General features: G+C 49.8%; 17 protein-coding genes. 9 read left to right on the top strand and 8 right to left on the bottom strand.

The window, feature by feature from the left end:
* The first annotated feature begins 60 nt into the window (after window positions 1–60).
* The 8 genes from BUQ78_RS05330 to BUQ78_RS09950 all read left to right on the top strand — a co-directional run bounded on the left by BUQ78_RS05330 (window position 61) and on the right by BUQ78_RS09950 (window position 6,563).
* Entirely contained in the window at window positions 61–951 is an 891-nt protein-coding gene (locus BUQ78_RS05330; protein WP_014805957.1) for a YitT family protein, read from the top strand.
* A gap of 76 nt (window positions 952–1,027) precedes the next feature.
* A complete protein-coding gene (locus BUQ78_RS05325; RefSeq protein ID WP_318259524.1) occupies window positions 1,028–2,593 on the top strand; it encodes a Na/Pi symporter in 1,566 nt (521 codons plus the stop codon).
* On the top strand, window positions 2,590–3,324 hold the full coding sequence (gene phoU / locus BUQ78_RS05320) for a phosphate signaling complex protein PhoU (protein WP_014805959.1): 735 nt from the start codon (window positions 2,590–2,592) through the stop codon (window positions 3,322–3,324). Before BUQ78_RS05325 ends, phoU begins: the two co-directional genes overlap by 4 nt.
* A 4-nt stretch (window positions 3,325–3,328) precedes the next feature.
* A complete protein-coding gene (locus BUQ78_RS05315) occupies window positions 3,329–4,030 on the top strand; it encodes a 4Fe-4S double cluster binding domain-containing protein (protein WP_014805960.1) in 702 nt (233 codons plus the stop codon).
* A gap of 6 nt (window positions 4,031–4,036) precedes the next feature.
* The gene (locus BUQ78_RS05310) at window positions 4,037–4,954 is read left to right on the top strand and encodes a dihydrodipicolinate synthase family protein (protein ID WP_074199518.1); all 918 of its coding nucleotides are present in this window, start codon (window positions 4,037–4,039) and stop codon (window positions 4,952–4,954) included.
* 27 nt (window positions 4,955–4,981) lie between these two features.
* Window positions 4,982–5,332 (top strand): P-II family nitrogen regulator, encoded by a 351-nt coding sequence (locus BUQ78_RS05305; protein ID WP_074199517.1) that lies wholly within the window; start codon window positions 4,982–4,984, stop codon window positions 5,330–5,332.
* Between the two features lie 47 nt (window positions 5,333–5,379).
* Window positions 5,380–6,279, top strand: a complete 900-nt coding sequence (locus tag BUQ78_RS05300; protein WP_084532233.1) for a cation:proton antiporter — start codon at window positions 5,380–5,382, stop codon at window positions 6,277–6,279.
* Between the two features lie 17 nt (window positions 6,280–6,296).
* Window positions 6,297–6,563, top strand: coding sequence for a cation:proton antiporter (locus BUQ78_RS09950; protein WP_143228333.1), 267 nt, complete (start codon window positions 6,297–6,299; stop codon window positions 6,561–6,563).
* Window positions 6,564–6,638: 75 nt separating this feature from the next.
* Here BUQ78_RS09950 and BUQ78_RS05295 read toward each other — a convergent pair whose 3' ends face one another.
* Both BUQ78_RS05295 and BUQ78_RS05290 read right to left on the bottom strand, forming a co-directional pair.
* Window positions 6,639–7,520, bottom strand: coding sequence for a DMT family transporter (locus BUQ78_RS05295; protein ID WP_074199516.1), 882 nt, complete (start codon window positions 7,518–7,520; stop codon window positions 6,639–6,641).
* A 123-nt stretch (window positions 7,521–7,643) separates the two neighbouring features.
* Entirely contained in the window at window positions 7,644–8,198 is a 555-nt protein-coding gene (locus BUQ78_RS05290) for a rubrerythrin family protein (RefSeq protein WP_014805963.1), read from the bottom strand.
* A 163-nt stretch (window positions 8,199–8,361) separates the two neighbouring features.
* Here BUQ78_RS05290 and BUQ78_RS05285 point away from each other — a divergent pair, with 163 nt between their 5' ends.
* Entirely contained in the window at window positions 8,362–9,549 is a 1,188-nt protein-coding gene (locus BUQ78_RS05285) for an MFS transporter (protein WP_074199515.1), read from the top strand.
* Here the strand turns inward: BUQ78_RS05285 and BUQ78_RS05280 are convergent.
* From BUQ78_RS05280 to BUQ78_RS05255, 6 genes are all read right to left on the bottom strand, one after another.
* A complete protein-coding gene (locus BUQ78_RS05280; protein WP_404792005.1) occupies window positions 9,521–10,465 on the bottom strand; it encodes an oligopeptide/dipeptide ABC transporter ATP-binding protein in 945 nt (314 codons plus the stop codon). The genes BUQ78_RS05285 and BUQ78_RS05280 overlap by 29 nt on opposite strands.
* A complete protein-coding gene (locus BUQ78_RS05275) occupies window positions 10,462–11,226 on the bottom strand; it encodes an ABC transporter ATP-binding protein (protein ID WP_074199514.1) in 765 nt (254 codons plus the stop codon). The genes BUQ78_RS05280 and BUQ78_RS05275 overlap by 4 nt, the downstream gene beginning before the upstream one ends.
* A complete protein-coding gene (locus tag BUQ78_RS05270) occupies window positions 11,223–12,401 on the bottom strand; it encodes an ABC transporter permease (RefSeq protein ID WP_074199513.1) in 1,179 nt (392 codons plus the stop codon). Before BUQ78_RS05270 ends, BUQ78_RS05275 begins: the two co-directional genes overlap by 4 nt.
* Window positions 12,401–13,381: an ABC transporter permease gene (locus BUQ78_RS05265; protein WP_014805968.1), complete on the bottom strand. Its 981-nt coding sequence runs from the start codon at window positions 13,379–13,381 to the stop codon at window positions 12,401–12,403. Before BUQ78_RS05265 ends, BUQ78_RS05270 begins: the two co-directional genes overlap by 1 nt.
* Before the next feature lie 5 nt (window positions 13,382–13,386).
* Window positions 13,387–14,985, bottom strand: coding sequence for an ABC transporter substrate-binding protein (locus BUQ78_RS05260; protein WP_074199512.1), 1,599 nt, complete (start codon window positions 14,983–14,985; stop codon window positions 13,387–13,389).
* Between the two features lie 64 nt (window positions 14,986–15,049).
* Window positions 15,050–16,204, bottom strand: a complete 1,155-nt coding sequence (locus BUQ78_RS05255) for an oxidoreductase (RefSeq protein ID WP_074199511.1) — start codon at window positions 16,202–16,204, stop codon at window positions 15,050–15,052.
* Window positions 16,205–16,207: the final 3 nt, after the last annotated feature.

Here is a 16,207-nt window from a genome sequence, read left to right as displayed (position 1 = left end):
ATGTACTATATCATAAAGCAAGTATTACAAATGAGTCAAAAAGATAGGTGATGATTCAAGATGAACCCGAGCAAGCTCCATAGGATGTTGTTGCGTTTATTCGTTGTCTTAAAACAAGAAAAAGATAGCTTTATCACGATAACGTTTGGCACGACCATCTCAGCAATAGCCACCTTGACGCTGATAATGCCATACAAATTCCCGGATGCCGGACTCACTGGTTTGGCCGTACTTTCGTCGTACGTCTTTCACATCTCTCCCTCTTGGTTGTATGCGATAGGAAACGCAGCTTTGCTAATTTGGGGCTGGAAGGAGCTGTCTCCTCGGTTTGTGGTGCTGACGATCTACGGGGTCAGTTTATTTTCTTTGCTCCTTAAGGTCTTGGAGTTCATCCCTGCACCATCTTTGAACGACCTGTTTATGATAGCCGTATTTGCAGGGGTTATAAAGGGCATAGGAGGAGGCCTGGTCTTCAGATCTGGCGCATCGCTTGGTGGAACGGACATAGTGGTAGTGGCCTTGCGCAACAGGTACGGAATAGAAGTTGGGAAGTACAGCTTTTACATTAATCTGGCAGTCCTTTTGATATCTGTTCCGATAATTGGACTGGAGAGGGCTATCTACGGCCTAGTTGCCATTTACATAAGCGGCATAGCAATAGATGGAGTTTTGCGCTCCTTTGATAGGAGAAGGCAGGTCTTCGTCATATCTCAAAAATACGAAGAGGTGAGGGATTTCGTCATAAAAGAGCTTGGACGGGGCGTGACCTTCCTTCACGGAGAGGGTGGATTTACCGGCAAAAGCCAAAAGGTCATAATGTGCCTTTTGACTCCCAGGCAAACCATGGAATTGAAAAGGTTTCTTGCCATCGCCGACAAGAGTGCGTTCATGGTGGTTACCGAGGCGTCCGAAGTGGTTGGAAAGGGCTTTAAATCGTGGAAGGAATTGTAACCTATAATCCACGTTGGGGTTGGTGATGCTTGTGGTTCCCTTTTACGGCCTACTGCTCCTCTTGGGAGGAGTAGGTTTGTTTTTATACGCCCTAGGTACATGTCCGGATAACATAAAAAGATACCTTGGCAAGGGCGGCAAGGCCTTTTTGTTCGGCCTTGGAGCCAAGAAGAGCACCTCTTTGCTCTTTGGCTTGTTTCTTTCCATCATGATGCAAAGCAGCGCCGCGGCATCTTCCTTTGTCGTCGGGCTGGTCGAAGTTGGATTGCTTGCCTCGGAACGCGCCCTTTTGGTCATAATGGGTGCAAGCGTAGGCACCGGTTTGGTCGTTTACTTCCTGAGCTTGGATGTCATTCTTTTTAGCCCTCTCGTCTTTGCCGTCATAGTGTTTTGGGGACGCTTTGCAAGAGGGCATTTGAGGGAATACCTGAAGATATGCGAAGGTATTGCCATGGTGTTTTTCGGTATGGCCCTGATTAAATTTGGATCTTATCCGTTGGTCAATTCAGATTTTGTAAAAAACCTCCTATATATCCTGACGGGATCTTCTGTGCTCATGGCCATCACGGCTTACGTCATAACGTCAATAGTTCAAAGCAGCACAGCTACACTGGCCATCGCCATAGGCATGGCAAGCTCAGGATTACTGCCGTTCAATTCGATTTTGCCGCTTATACTGGGAGCTTATGTCGGGTCTTCCACTTCCGCACTCCTTGCGGCTTTGGGGAAAAAAAGAAGATCACAGGGTTTGGCATGGAGCGCCTTTTTATACAGGGCCTTAGGCATAATTCCAATGATCCCATTGGGCCTCCTTTATCTGAGGCTGTGCAGGAATTTACCTGTAACCATAGATGATCACATAGCAATATTGCAGATCCTGCTCGTTTCGGTGAACATGATAGTCTTTCTGCCCTTTTCCCTTGAATTGTCGAGGATGGGGGAAAGGCTTGCCAGCCTGAGCGGAAGGGAGTCCATAGAACCTCTGTACTTGGACTGGTCCTTTGTGGACATGACGCCTATTGCCGTTTCGCTTCTTTCCAAGGAAATAGTGCGAACGTCCAATTTTCTGGAGGAGTTTCTGTACGGCCTTTTTTACGGCGAGGTCAAAAGTGACCGTCTACACTTGCTGCGTACGAGCTTGCCCGACTTAGTAAATGCCTGCGTTTTTTATCGCTCGGCCATAACATTGAGATCAAACGAAGATCCTTTTCTTGCCAGAGAACTGATTACTACATCCTATTCCTTGAACGCCCTTAACAATATGGTCACGCTTGCTGTTGAGAGGCTTTTCCCTTTGATGGAAGATGGTGCGAATCGCGATCATTTTCCAGCCCTTGACGAATGGGATATCGTAGTAAGCCTTTTTTTAAATATCCTAAAGAGCAGTTTAGGTGCCTATGCGTTGGACGATACATATTTCGCTAACAGGGCTTTCAAGTTGTATGGTCAACTTTCGGATATGCTTGGGAAGATAAGGAACAAATTGATGTTGTCCCACTATGCCATCAAAAATGGAACGGATATTCTCAACTTATTGACCTTACTCGATGCCTTTTCGAAGGAGTCATTGGAATTTGCACGTTCAGCAAGGCGGCATAATGCAGAGGGTTTTGTTGCCCTCGAAGGGGGAGATCAAGATTGATCTTTAGAAAGGAAAGCGAAAGGGGCGAGAAGGTAGGCGGCCTCTTTGAGCGCGACAGAAAGTGGCTTTTCGAAAGGCTGTATGCCATGGTCGATTCCGTTGAACGGGCTTTGGACGGTGCCATGCAAGCCATGATCCAAAAGAGCGATGACCTTGCCCTTGAGGTAATTGAAAACGACGATGTGGTAGATCTGATAGAGGTGGAGGTGGAGCAGGAATGTTTGCGTTTGCTGGCCATGCGACAGCCCGTTAGGGAAGACTTGCGGTTTGTATTCACCATAATAAAGATAATTACCGAGCTGGAGCGCATTGGAGATCAGGCAGTGAACATTGCCGAAAGGGCCTTGGAGCTCAATAGGGAAGGACTGCTTAAACCTTTAATTGACATACCAAGGATGTCTGAGATAGTAAAGGAAATGGTTGGGGGAGCCGTTAAGGCCTTTGAGGCAAAGGACGTCGACAGATTGATAGAGGTTTATGAGCGCGATGATGAGGTGGATGCCTTAAACAGGTCCATATTTGCCGAGATGGTTCAAATAATGGCCTCCACTAGGTTGGACGATCCCTATTCTGTCAAAAAGGCAACGGATTTGCTCTCGGTATCAAGGTACTTGGAAAGGGCCGGGGATCATGCCACCAATATAGCCGAGCGCGCCTTTTTTAGCGTTACTGGGGAGAGAATTAAGGAGAAGCTCTCGAGAGCTACAAAGAGCATCAAAAAGGAGATGTGATAGCGTGACTTTTTCAGAGGAATTGAGGAAAAGGTTGATTCGTGAGGGGGCCTCCCTTGTGGGGTTTGCCGATTTGGCGGGGATCTCACCTGAAGCGGACATGCCCTTCGGCATATCGATAGCCTATGCATTGGACCCAAAGGTCATCTCGCAGATTGTCTCAGGGCCGACGAGCGAATATGCAGCTCTTTACCATAGGGCGAACGATATGCTTAACAAATTAGGGGAGATGGCCGAAGGGATGATCGCCTCTAAGGGATATAAAGCGAAACGTATACCCTCCACCATCAAGGTTGACCCGAATAAGCTTTTTACCCCCCTGCCACATAAGACCACTGCCACCAGGGCAGGGCTTGGTTGGATAGGCAAATGCGCTCTTTTGGTCACAAAACCCTTCGGTTCGGCCGTACGTCTTGCGTCGGTCTTGACCGATATGGAACTTCCCGTAGGAGTGCCCATCGAAAGCTCCAAGTGCGGAAGCTGCGCCTCATGTGTTAAGGCCTGCCCGGTCAATGCCCCGACGGGCAAGGAATGGGATGTTAGGCTCAAAAGGGAGGATTTTTTCAAAGTCGAGCTATGTTACGGTGAGACCGCAAAGAACGCAAATCGCCCCGAAATTGGAGCCATGATATGCGGCATGTGCATAGCGGCCTGCCCCTGGACAAAGGCTTACATTGCGGGCGGTAATTTTGAAGATCGAAGGTGACGATCATTGAATAAAATAGAAGGCATATTTGCGCCCATAGCTACCATCTTTGACGCCTCAGGCGATCTGGACATAGTGCGGTTTGGCGAAAACGTAAAGAAGTTCAACGAAACCGGGCTGTCAGGGTTAGTGGTCCTTGGAAGTAACGGCGAATTTGCACTGCTTACCCATGGGGAAAAGGTAAGGCTGCTAGAGGCCGCAAGGGAAAATATCTCAAAAGATAAGTTACTTATAGCCGGCACGGGATGCGAATCCTTACGTGAGACGATAGAGCTTACAAAGGAGTGTGCCGGCATTGGGGTCGACGGCGTATTGGTCGTAACGCCCAGTTATTATAAAAGCGACATAACCAATAAGGCATTAGAGCTTTATTTCAGGTCAGTGGCGGACGAATCTCCTGTGCCGCTCTTGCTTTACAACATGCCCAGAAATACGGGGATAAACATGGGCCCAGACCTTGTGGCCAGCCTGGCGGAACACCCAAACATCGTCGGCATCAAGGACAGCTCCGGAAACATCTCCCAAATCGCAGAGATCATAGCAAAATGCCCTAGCGACTTTGCCGTCTTTGCCGGTTCGGGGAGCTTCCTTTTGCCCACGTTGGCGCTTGGGGGAGTGGGCGGCACCTTGGCTGTGGCAAACGTCATTCCGGACTATTGCGTTGCCATTTATAAGCTTTACAAATGTGGCCAAATGGAGAAGGCAAGAAAGCTGCAGCTTGGTCTGCTTGAACTCAACGCTGCCGTCACAACGCTTTACGGCATAGGCGGAATGAAGGCAGCCATGGAAATGGTGGGATTTCATGGAGGATTGCCAAGGCTGCCGATACTACCTGCGACGGATGAGGTCAAAAGAAGAATATCGGGTATGGTCGATGCGGCCCTAAAGCTTTTTCATGAAGTTTGTGACAATATTTGTCTTTAAAATAAAAATAGCGAAGGAAGAATGCCCATGAAGTTGCTGGTAATAGTCACTAATGAAAGAGAGAAAGTAGGAGAGATCTTTAAGGAGTTCGTTGAGATAGGCGTAGGAGGGGCCACCGCTATAGATACACAAGGGATGGCTCGCATTTTGTATGATAAAAATGTGGACAATATTCCCCTCTTTGGTTCGCTTAAGATGCTTATCGACGATAAATATCCGTTTAATAAAACCATTTTTGTTGTCCTTAATGATGAGCTCGTCAAACCAGCGATACAAGCTGTTAAAAGGGCTTTAGGCGATATGAATAAACCAAATGTGGGTATTCTCTTCGTTTTGCCGGTGGAATATGTAGAAGGTGGTTCTTTAAGTAGTAGTTAACCTAATTTTTTAAGCTTAAATAATATAATTAAGGAGTAGATAAAACGGTGCATCCCTTATATTATCTTTCTTTAATTCTTCTAGCCGGGCTTTTTCTCGCAAGGGTTGTAAATATTTTTAAATTGCCCAACGTGACAGGATATATTTTAGCAGGCATGCTCATTGGGCCCTCATTTTTAGGCATCATCCTGCGGGAAGCTGTTTCTTCGTTTAATATAATTTCAGAGGTGGCTCTTGGATTTATCGCCTATAGCATAGGTGGAGAGCTAAACATTAAACATTTGCGAAGAATGGGCTCTTCGGTGCTTGTGATCACGCTTACAGAGTCACTGGGTGCCGTTTTGGTCGTTATAGCTGCGATGGCTTTGATCTTCAGGCAGCCGCTAACATTTAGCTTTATAATTGGCTCAATTGCAGCTGCAACGGCTCCCGCCGCAACAATTATGGTAATTAGACAATATAATGCCAAGGGTCCTCTTGTGGATACCCTTTTCCCCGTGGTTGCGCTCGATGATGCCGTTGCTATCATGGTCTTTGGCATAGCTGTTGGCATTTCTCACTCCTTACCCACGGCCAGCACGGGAGTCATAGCTACGGTTGTGCTAGCCGGAAGGCTCGTGCTCGAAATTGTCATAGCCCTTGGATTGGGATTTTGCGTAGGCTTATTTCTCTCGGTGGTCTCAAGATACCTGAGAGGCCATGACACACTTCTGTCTTTTGTTATTGCTTGCATCCTCTTAACAATTGGAGTGGCGTACTACTTTAACGTGTCATCCCTTCTTTCCTGCCTGGCTCTTGGTGCTACGGTAACTAATTTAGTGTATCGTAGCGATCGGGTATTATCCGTTGTCGATCGGTTCACGCCGCCAATATTCGTGAGTTTTTTGCTATTTCAGGAGCGGATTTGCAGATTTCGGTTCTGCGCGAGGTTGGGTTGCTCGCAATAGGATATGTGATTTTCCGAATGATAGGAAAAGTTTTAGGAGCTTATTTGGGAGCCAAGTGGACGAATGCTCCTGCCGTTGTTCAAAAATATCTGGGCTTGGCACTTGCCCCTCAGGCTGGAGTGGCGATAGGGCTTTCGCTGGTAGCCGAAAAGGTCCTTCCGGGCACAGGAACAGTGCTCAGGAATATAGTTCTTGGCTCCACAGTTATTTATGAATTAATAGGCCCCGTCATAGCAAAGCAAGCACTTGTGATGGCAGGGGAAATACCTTCTGACAGACAGTAAATTAAATGGCGATCATTGATGAAAATGGGCTTAATTTTTTGATCGCTTAATCAAAAATATACTTACGAGGGTGAGTCATATGATGCTCTTCTTGTTTACCAGCCAAAGCCCCAGGGCGACCAAGGATGCGCCGACTATGTCCCTAGGCGATAAAGTCTCTCCCAGAAAGGCAATGGCCGTAGCCGTTGCCGTTAGGGGGTTAAGATACATGAAGACGCCCACCTGGGATGCAGGAAGGGCATGCAAGGCGTCGTACCAAAATATGTAGGCTATGCCTGAACAGAATATGCCCAAAAAAGCCAGGCTTATCCAGGCCTGCCAAGACATTGCGAAATACAACCCTGAGGGCAATACGAAGGCATTAGAAAAGGCCCAACCGAAGAGCATGACGTAAAAAAGCGAAACCGTCTGATCTTTGTCCCCTAGGAACTTTCTTGATATCACGGTAAAGGCGGCCCAATTGACCGCGCTTAAGGAGATCAGCAGATCACCTTTGGTTATGCCCTGGGGAAGGAGCGAACTTCCCTTCCCCAAGACCATTAACACCCCTAAAGCGGCCGAGAGTATGCCGATCAACTTTTTCTTTGTCACTTCTTCCTTCAGGAAAGCCCATCCGAGCAGAGCGATGATTATGGGGGTAGTCGATACTATCCAGGCGGATGTCGCCGCCTGTGCAGTCTTTAAACCTTCGGCTTGAATCCAGTTATGAAATGTCACTCCCATAAGCCCGAGCAATGCCATGTAGACCAGCTCTTTAAAGGACCTGGAAAGATTGTGGTGCTTACCGACCATGAGCGATATAAATAGTACCCCGACGCCCATGAGAGATCGGATCCACACCATCGTGGACGGAGTAGCCTCCCTTACGGCAATCTTCATGGCCACAAAGGAAGCCCCCCAAAACATCGTTGCCAACGTTGCCTCGATGAAGGCTCGATTTCTCTGGCTCATGCTCATTTTTTTCGATTTTCTCCTTTGACCTTTTTCTTTTGAGACGATGAATTTCAGGTAACAAAAAAGGACGCTCGATTAGATTTTACAACCGAGCGTCCTTCGTTGCATTATTACGATCTTCCAAGATTAAAATTCTTTGTAGATGTCCTTTTTGGCTCCACATACGGGACACTGATCGGGAAGTTCGTCCAAGACGGTATGTCCGCAGACGGGGCAGATGTAAACCTTCTTAAATTCGAAATCCTTGCCCTGATCTGCTGCTTCTTTGGCCTTTTTATAAAGTTCGGCATGTATCTTTTCTGCCTCTAAGGCAAAGGTGAAGGATCTGACGGCTTCCTTTTCCCCCTGCATCTTAGCCACTTCCAAATAGGCAGGGTACATTTGTTCCACCTCGTGCTCCTCTCCCATGATGCCCCCAAGCAGGTTTTCTGAGGTCTTTTTAACTCCGAACACTCCGCCGGCAGTTACCGGATGATCGCCAATATCCCCATCCAGGACATTGAAATGATTCCCGGCATGGACCTGTTCGGCATAGGCTATAGCCTTAAAAAGGCGGGCTATATTTGGAAAACCTTCCTTTTGTGCAATCTCGCTCCAATGCAGATACCTCATATGGGCCATGCTCTCGCCACCGTAAGCTGAGCGCAGGAATTCTGCTGTCATAGCGTTTTTTACTGCCATTTCAATCCCTCCCTCGAATCCTTATTTTCAGCTTGTCCTATATTATTTAAAATAAATTTAACTTGATTGTCAAGAAATGGCATCCTCCATATCCTTGGATCGTCTTTATTGTAGTTTTCCGGGCTATAATACAGCCAATAACAAACCGCAAGGGGGGCATAATATGAGTGACAATAAAGTGGCCGACAGCATAGGGAAAGCTTCCATGCGCTTCATACTGATGATGGGCTTGGTCAGCTTGTGCGGAGACATGGCCTACGAAGGCGCCAGAAGCTCCACGGGCGCATTCATGGCTACGCTTGGGGCAAGTGCCGGGGTCGTTGGGTTTGTAGCAGGTTTTGGAGAGCTTTTGGGCTATGTGGTGCGCATATTTTCAGGGCACCTCGCCGATCGCACCAAGGCTTACTGGCCTTTGGTGTTTCTGGGCTACGGGCTCATATTAAGCGTCCCCTTACTGGCCTTGGCTCCAAACTGGCAGATAGCCGCCATTTTCATATTGGCCGAAAGGCTTGGGAAAGCCATAAGAAGCCCCGCAAGGGATGCCTTGTTGTCCTACGCCACCAAAAACGTAGGCAGAGGTTGGGGGTTTGGAATTCATGAGGCCATGGATCAAGTAGGCGCAATAGCAGGCCCTTTGATAATGTCGCTTGCCCTGTACCTTGGCCTTGGTTTTAGAGGTGGCTTTTCCTTCCTCTTCGTTCCGGCCGCCGTCCTTTTGCTGATCCTAAATTTCGCAAAGAAGACCACGCCGGCCCCTCAAAGCTTCGAAGCAGAGGAAAAGACCACACTGCAGGGCGACGACGAAAAGTTACCACCGGTCTTCTGGCGATATATGCTCTTCATCTGCCTTGCCGCAGTGGGATTGGTGCCCTTTCAGATAATGGCCTACCACATGAAGGCCAATTCAATTGTATCCGACATCAGCATACCCATATACTATGCCATAGCCATGGGGATTGACGGCCTTTTTGCCCTGGTAATAGGCAAGCTCTACGATAGCGTGGGCTTAAGAAGCCTTATTTTCATTCCCATATTTACGCTTCCCATCCCGCTTTTTGCCCTTTCAAGGGATCCCATATCCATCGGCATAGGCGTTGGCCTTTGGGGGTTGGCCATGGCCGTACACGAGACGATAATGCGGGCAGCCATTGCCGACATCGTCCCGCCTGCCCGCAGGGGCACGGCTTACGGCATATTCAATGCAGGTTACGGAATTGCCGTTTTTTGCGGGAGCATGCTCATAGGGTGGCTTTACGACATATCGCTGGCTTACGTGATACTCTTCGTCTTAGCGTCGGTGCTGATGACGTTTATGGGATTTGTCATGTTCCTTGGGAGGTATCGCCCATGAAGCAGGCCACGCTTCTTGCATCGGACAATTGTTTCATGGGAGGAAGGTCCTTGCACCTGTCAAAGCCGTAGGGACATAGGGCAAGGTAAGGACATCCTTTAAAACCGACTGGCAGGGGCCTTCTTTTTACCTTGACCTCGATGGGCTTTCCAAGCTTAGGCAAGGCCGATACGAGCGCCTTTGTATAGGGATGCAAGGGGTCCCGCAAGAGGAGATGGGTAGGTCCCGTCTCGCACATGCGACCCCTGTAAAGAACGATCCCCCTTAGTGTCATGGCCTTGGCGAGCAGCAAGTCATGCGTCACGAAAATCATGGACATTCCATTTTTAAGGTAAACTTTTAGCAAGTTTATCAGGTCCATTCTGGTCGATACGTCCTGCATCGATGTGGGTTCGTCGGCAAGGAGAAGCTTTGGATCGGTGATGAGGGCCCTTGCAAGCATTATCCTCTGACGCTGTCCGCCGGAAAATCCCTGAACGAGCTTTCTGTTCCAAAGGGCTTCCTCTATGCCAAGGTCTGACAAAAGCTCCTTTGCCTTATTCGTGCCCTCATATTTCAGGTTTGGCCTCGTTACGATCAAAGGTTCTACCACGGCTTGAAGGGGGCTAAGCGTAGGGGGAAGGCCACCGAAGGGATCCTGTGGGATGTAGCTGCATTTGCGTCTGATGCGACGGAGCTCTTCTCCGTCTACATCATCAAGGGGTTGGCCAAATAGGCGCACCTTTCCCCTGGTTGGCCTCAAAAGGCCAAGCAGCAGCCGTAGCAGGGAGGTCTTACCGCTTCCGGATTCGCCTACCAGGGCGAGGCTTTCTCCTTCGTTTAGACAAAAAGATACGTCAGCTAAGGCTGGTGCATCGATTTTGTCAAATGTCAGCGTCAAGCTCTCAACGGAAGCAACTTCTTCAGTCAACGTCATTCCTCCATCATCGACAACGACCTTACAAGGGCTATAGTATGGGGCTGTTTAGGGCTTTTTATTATTATGTCGCTTCTTTCCGTCTCTATTGTACAGCCCTGGTACATCACGCATATCTCGTCTGCAGTTGAGCTGGCCAAGGCCAGATCATGGGTGACCATGAGGATGCCCATGTTGCGCCTTTTAGCGATCCCCTTTAGGAGGTTCATTATCTCTGCCTGCGTGATGACGTCCAAGGCCGTGGTCGGTTCATCCGCCAAAAGGTAATCAGGGTCACAGCAAAGGGCCATGGCTATGGCGCACCGTTGTTTTTGGCCACCCGACATCTCGTGAGGGTATCTTGCAAGGAAGTTGCCCTCCAGCCCGACTTCCTCCAGGAGTTCGACGGCCTTGGCCGTAGCTTCACCGGGCGTTAGGCTCAAGTGTTCTTCCATGGCCTCCAGGAACTGCCTTTTGATCGTAAGCACGGGCGTAAAGGAGCTCATCGTGCCCTGAAGGACCAGCGAGACCTTTTTCCATCTTATCTTTCTTTGGCCTTCTTTGGGAAGGGCAAAAAACTCGATGTCATCGAAAAACACCTTGCCCGACACACTTGAGCCTTTGGGCAATAAACCTAAGGAAGCGTAAATGAGGGTGCTTTTGCCGCTTCCGGATTCGCCTACCAGCGCAAGAATTTCTCCCGAAGAGAGCTTTAAGTCCGCCTTTTTTACGGCGTTAAACCCGTTAGGGTAAGTTGCGCTTAAAGAGCTGATCCTCATCATCGTTCGGCCATCTCCCTCAGCCTTGGGTCCGCCATCTCCTCAAACCTTCTTCCTACGCTGATAAAGGCGAGGCATATGCTCGCTATGCCAAGCCCGGGCGGAAAGATGAGCCACCAGGCTCCGCTGGTGAAGGCCCCAAATACCTGTGCCTCGTGTAACATCCTTCCCCACGAGGACATCAGCGGGTCGGACAATCCCAGGAAGGATAACCCCGCCTCGGCCAGTATGGCTCCAGGCACCCCCAAAGCCATTTGGGCAAGCAGTAACGGCATCGCCTCGGGTATGAAATGTCGTGCCAAAATGTAACCTGTAGGTGCCCCCAGGGCACGCAGGCCTTCCACGTAAGGAGCTTCCCTTAGAGATAACGTCAGGGATCGCACCACCCTGGCAGTTCCCATCCAGGAAAATATGGACAGCACGAAGACTATCTGCCAAAGCCCCCTTCCCCATACGCCGGATATTACGACGAGTATCGGCAGAGTCGGTATGGCAAGAAGCACATCTACGCCTCTCATTATCGACGAATCTGCCAGCCCCCCAAGGTAGCCTGCGAAGAGTCCCAGCCCCATTCCAAGGGTCGACGCGATGAGGGTGGCGAATATGCCTACCAACAGGGATATCCTGATGCCCGCCAAAGTTAAACGAAATACATCCCTGCCGCGTTGATCTGTCCCAAAGATGCCCCATTTTCCGGTGTAGATGTTGAGGTTTAGGTCTAAGTGGGCTTTTACGTCCGATGCGATGAATAAGCTGTAAGCGCCTCTTTCGGAAAATATGACGCTCGAGACGTCGACAAAGGGGCTTAAGCCGAGGAAAAGCTTTAAGGGCACGTCTCGGGAATCGATATCGACGTCAAAATTCCTGTAGCCCGCAAGATCCACGAGCTTGTATGTCTTGCTTGGGCCTGCGAGCAAAAGAGCGGCACTTTTAGGTACGCCTTCAAATGTTACCGTGCCCTTTACCGAAAAGGTCTTAGGGGGCTTGCTTTCCCATGTAAACGATAAGGAGTTGTCCTTCGCATTTAAGGACAAAGGTTTACCAGACTCATGGTCAAGCCACAGGGGCTTGCAAAAGGGTGGAGCCACGGCTTCGTTTACAGGTCCAAGCAAAGGCGTTAGGAGTGCCAACAAACTAAGAAACGCCAGAAACAGGGTATCGAGGCGCCAAAATGACATCACCGAAGCCTCCTAAAGCTTATTCTGGGGTCTACGAAGGTGTAGACGACGTCGGCAAGAAGGTTGCATATGACAGTTACAAGCGACATCAGGTAAAAGGCTGCGCCGGCTGCCGGGTAGTCATGTCCCAAGACGGAATCCAGCAAAAATTTTCCTATGCCGTGCAGGGAAAAGACGGTCTCGGTTATGACTGCCCCCGATATGACCCCTGGGAGGGAGAGAAAAAATATGGTCACGATGGGCGGAAGAGCAGTCCTGAAGGCGTGCCCCCAAAGGACCTCGTTTTCCCTTAGGCCCTTTGCCCTGGCAAGCAGTATGAAGTCCTCGCCCAAGACCTTCACCATGAGGTTTCTCACGTAAAGCGCCCAGGAGCCGAATCCAAGAAGTACCAGGGAAGCTATGGGCAGCGCCATATGCCAGGCTCTGTCTACTACTAGATTCCAAAAGCCGGTAGGAGGTGGCACGGATAAGCTTCCGCGGAGGGGAAAGATCGGGAATGCGTGCGCCAAGAGCAAAAGCAGCACGAGCTGCACGAAAAACGAAGGAAAGGAAAAGGATATCGCCCCGGATAGCAACACCGCCTTTTCCGTTAGCCTGCCCCTTCCTTTGGCGGCCGCCACGCCAAGCAGGGTCCCTAAGACTGCAGAAAGAAGGAGTGCCGGGAAAAGAAGAAGCAAGGTATTGGGGAGCCTTTCAGCCAACTCCTGCCATACCGGCCTTTGCGACATGAAGGAAATGCCAAACCTGAACGTGAGCATCTGCTTTACGTACATGAAAAACTGCTGCGACAAGGGTTTGTCCAGACCGTAAGACTTCAACAGCTCCTGTTTTGCCTCGGGTGAAAATCGAGGGTCCAACAAGCTGCCCGTGGGGTCACCGGGCATCAATCTAAAGAGGAAGAAGTTCAGCGACAATACCACCGCTATGACCAAAAGGCTTGACAGCACTCTACGAAGCCAATAGTTATTTAATGTATTCAATGAATTTACTTCCTCCAATATAGCTCGTTTTTGTCGAGCTTGACGTATTCTCCAGGCTTGTACTTCGAAAAGGAAAAAGGCCCTGTTCCGATGATATCTTCTTCCGGCAATCTCCTCCAGTCCTTCAGGCTCGACAAGACGCCAGCCGAAAGCATCGGAAGTCCGCCTATCTGATGCAAGTACCAATAGCTTTTTCCACTGAAGGTAATCGTGAGGGTGTTGTCAGCTGCTTCCACCCTTTCCACGTCCTTCACTGAGTCAAAATACCTCGGGATGGCGGATTTCTTCAGGAATTCTATGGTCGCCTTGACGTCTGAGGCTCCAAAGGGACTGCCGTCCTGCCATTTCACGCCTTCCCTAATCTTGAAGGTTATGCGAGTTTTTTCTTTGCCCCCTTCGGAAACGGTATCGAGCCTCCAGCTCTCTGCAAGCCAGGGGACGTCTTCCAGCGTGAAGGGATCCACGGCAAGCAGCGACTCGTATATGACGGAAAGCACCTGCCATTCGTAGGCACTTGAGGCAGAAAGGGGGTTCAGGTTACGGGGTTCCTCGGCCAGGCACCAATAAAATGCCTTCTTGTTCTCGTGTCTCAATGAAAGAAGGGAATAGGCGTTATCGGGTGTCATATAAAGCGATGCAATTGCGCCTTGCCATTCGTTTTGCAGAGCTGCTATGTGATATCTTGAATATATTGGCACCTGCGGAATATATTCGTAAAGCAAGGTTTGGACTTTTTCTGCGGCCAGTCGTGCTTCTGCTTCGTTTGCCGCATATTTTAGCGATTCAAGCGCCTCGTCGAGGTCAGGCTTTCTTATCCCGCTTATGTTGTAACCGCCCGGTACATCCATGGACGAGTGATAAAAGGCGTATAAGCTGTCAGGGTCTCTGGACAACTCCCAGGCAATTACGTAAGCGTCGAAATCTCGACGATCCAAGCGAGCCACCATCATGGAAAAGTCCATGGGTTCCGTCTCGATCGGTATGCCCAGGCTTCGCATGGACTCACAAATCCTTTCCGCTATTTCAGCGGTTGTGGGAGCCACCTGGGCTGTTGGAGTCAAAAGCTTCATCTTCGGCAATGGCTTGTCTTCTCCCGGGCAGATCAGCACCCCCCTTTTGCTCCATCGCCAGCCCTTCTGCCTGAGCCTTTCCCTTGCTGCCTTCATATTAAAATCCGAGGTTGAGGCGACAAGCGTGTATGGCGAGGCCGGCGGCAAAAAGGAAAAGAGGGGCAACGCATATCCTCCAAAGACGTCTCGAACGATCTGTCTTCTGTTTACTGCCTCCCATAGGGACTGTCTTAGTTCTGCCCTATCCCATGGGGATCTCCTCAAGTTCAGACCGAGAAAAAAGGCATGATAGCCCTCCGCCAGGTAGAGCTTCACGCGCTCGTCGTCGCTTAGCCTTTTTATATCAGAAAAGCGGGCGATGTCTCCCAGGAGGTCAATCTGACCCCCCTCTAGCGCCAAAAGCTGCGCGTCGTTATCCCTGATGATCAGAAAATAAAGTTCGTCTATGCTGGGCCGTCTCAATTCGTCCAAAGGGGCCGCCTTGCCCTCCGCGGGTAAGAGCAAAGATACCGCCAGAAGCAAGGCAAGCCCCATCAAATGCCTCTTTGAAGTCCTTTTTACACGGAAGTTCACGGTTACCCGCTCGTTTCCTTGAAAGCTAACACTCCGGCGGCGGTGCCCAGGTGCCTTCGGCGGCGTCGCGCATGACGGGACAGTAAACCAATCCTGTCTTTATCAACCTGGAGCAGGCGTTGCAGGATATGCACTCCGATGACTCCCTATCGCCGCTAGCCCAACGGTTGACCAAGTCGGGCTCGGCTATGAGAGGCCTAGAAAGCCCAAAGCCGTCGGCTACGCCTTTCTCGTAGAAATTGCCCATTGTTTGAAGGGAACGCAACCCTCCCACCAATATCACGTTCGCGTGCGTTTTGATCTTTTCCTTTATGGCCCTTGCCTCTTCGGCAAAATAACCCTCGTTTTGGCCGGCAATTATGCCCGTCCTGGAGGGTTTTAAGGCATCATCTCCGTAAAACGTGCCGCCCGATACCTCTATGGCGTCTGCCTTCATCTTGGCCAGTTCCTCGGCCAACCTGATGCCATCAAGGCTATCATAACCGCCTTCTATGCCTTCCGTCACCGATATCTTTACCCAGATGGGAAGTTCACCCACGCGATAGCGCAGCTCTTCCAGCAACTCAAATACAATCCGTGCTCTTTTTATGATGTCGTCTCCACCGTAGGCATCTTTGCGTTTATTCAAGATGGGCGACAGAAATTGATTTAAAAGAAAGCCATGAGCCAAATGCACCTGAATGCCATCGGCATTAGCGGCCTTGGCGCGCTTTGCCGCCTTTGCGAAGTCGTCGATCGTCGAATGGATCTCCGATACGGTCATAGCTCTGCAATGTATGCCTTTGTTTGGGTCTTTAAGATCTGACGGGCCCAGTGCGAGCTCTCCTTCCTTTTTCATGGCGACCGCACCGGCATGGGATATCTGAAAAATTATGGGACAGCCGAATTCATGCACGGCTTCGACTAGCTTGGCAAGCTCAGGGACATTTTCGTCGGAGATTATGGAGACCTGGCGGGGTGAGGCCTGGCCTTGCGGGCTTACGTAGAGATGTCCCGTGATTATGAGGCCCACGCCGCCCACAGCCAATTCCTTATACCTTCCGATAAGCTTATCGGTAGGCTTTCCGGTCTTTTCCTCTGCACCAGATAGCATTGTGGCCGATCTTACGATTCTATTTTTTAAATTGAGCTTCCCCAATGTAGCCTGTCTAAGCAATGTATCGATGTAGGACACTTTCATCCC

Origin of the sequence: Acetomicrobium flavidum (assembly GCF_900129645.1) — a bacterium.
GTDB lineage: Bacteria > Synergistota > Synergistia > Synergistales > Acetomicrobiaceae > Acetomicrobium > Acetomicrobium flavidum.
This window is presented reverse-complemented; position numbering and strand designations above follow the sequence as displayed.

What these genes read in the sequence shown, in the direction of transcription:
- BUQ78_RS05330 (WP_014805957.1), top strand. Translation starts at nt 61, where the DNA reads ATGAACCCGAGCAAGCTCCATAGGATGTTGTTGCGTTTATTCGTTGTC.
- BUQ78_RS05305 (WP_074199517.1), top strand. Translation starts at nt 4,982, where the DNA reads ATGAAGTTGCTGGTAATAGTCACTAATGAAAGAGAGAAAGTAGGAGAG.
- BUQ78_RS09950 (WP_143228333.1), top strand. Translation starts at nt 6,297, where the DNA reads ATGATAGGAAAAGTTTTAGGAGCTTATTTGGGAGCCAAGTGGACGAAT.
- BUQ78_RS05295 (WP_074199516.1), bottom strand. Translation starts at nt 7,520, where the DNA reads ATGAGCATGAGCCAGAGAAATCGAGCCTTCATCGAGGCAACGTTGGCA.
- BUQ78_RS05290 (WP_014805963.1), bottom strand. Translation starts at nt 8,198, where the DNA reads ATGGCAGTAAAAAACGCTATGACAGCAGAATTCCTGCGCTCAGCTTAC.
- BUQ78_RS05285 (WP_074199515.1), top strand. Translation starts at nt 8,362, where the DNA reads ATGAGTGACAATAAAGTGGCCGACAGCATAGGGAAAGCTTCCATGCGC.
- BUQ78_RS05280 (WP_404792005.1), bottom strand. Translation starts at nt 10,465, where the DNA reads ATGACGTTGACTGAAGAAGTTGCTTCCGTTGAGAGCTTGACGCTGACA.
- BUQ78_RS05275 (WP_074199514.1), bottom strand. Translation starts at nt 11,226, where the DNA reads ATGATGAGGATCAGCTCTTTAAGCGCAACTTACCCTAACGGGTTTAAC.
- BUQ78_RS05270 (WP_074199513.1), bottom strand. Translation starts at nt 12,401, where the DNA reads ATGTCATTTTGGCGCCTCGATACCCTGTTTCTGGCGTTTCTTAGTTTG.
- BUQ78_RS05260 (WP_074199512.1), bottom strand. Translation starts at nt 14,985, where the DNA reads ATGGGGCTTGCCTTGCTTCTGGCGGTATCTTTGCTCTTACCCGCGGAG.
- BUQ78_RS05255 (WP_074199511.1), bottom strand. Translation starts at nt 16,204, where the DNA reads ATGAAAGTGTCCTACATCGATACATTGCTTAGACAGGCTACATTGGGG.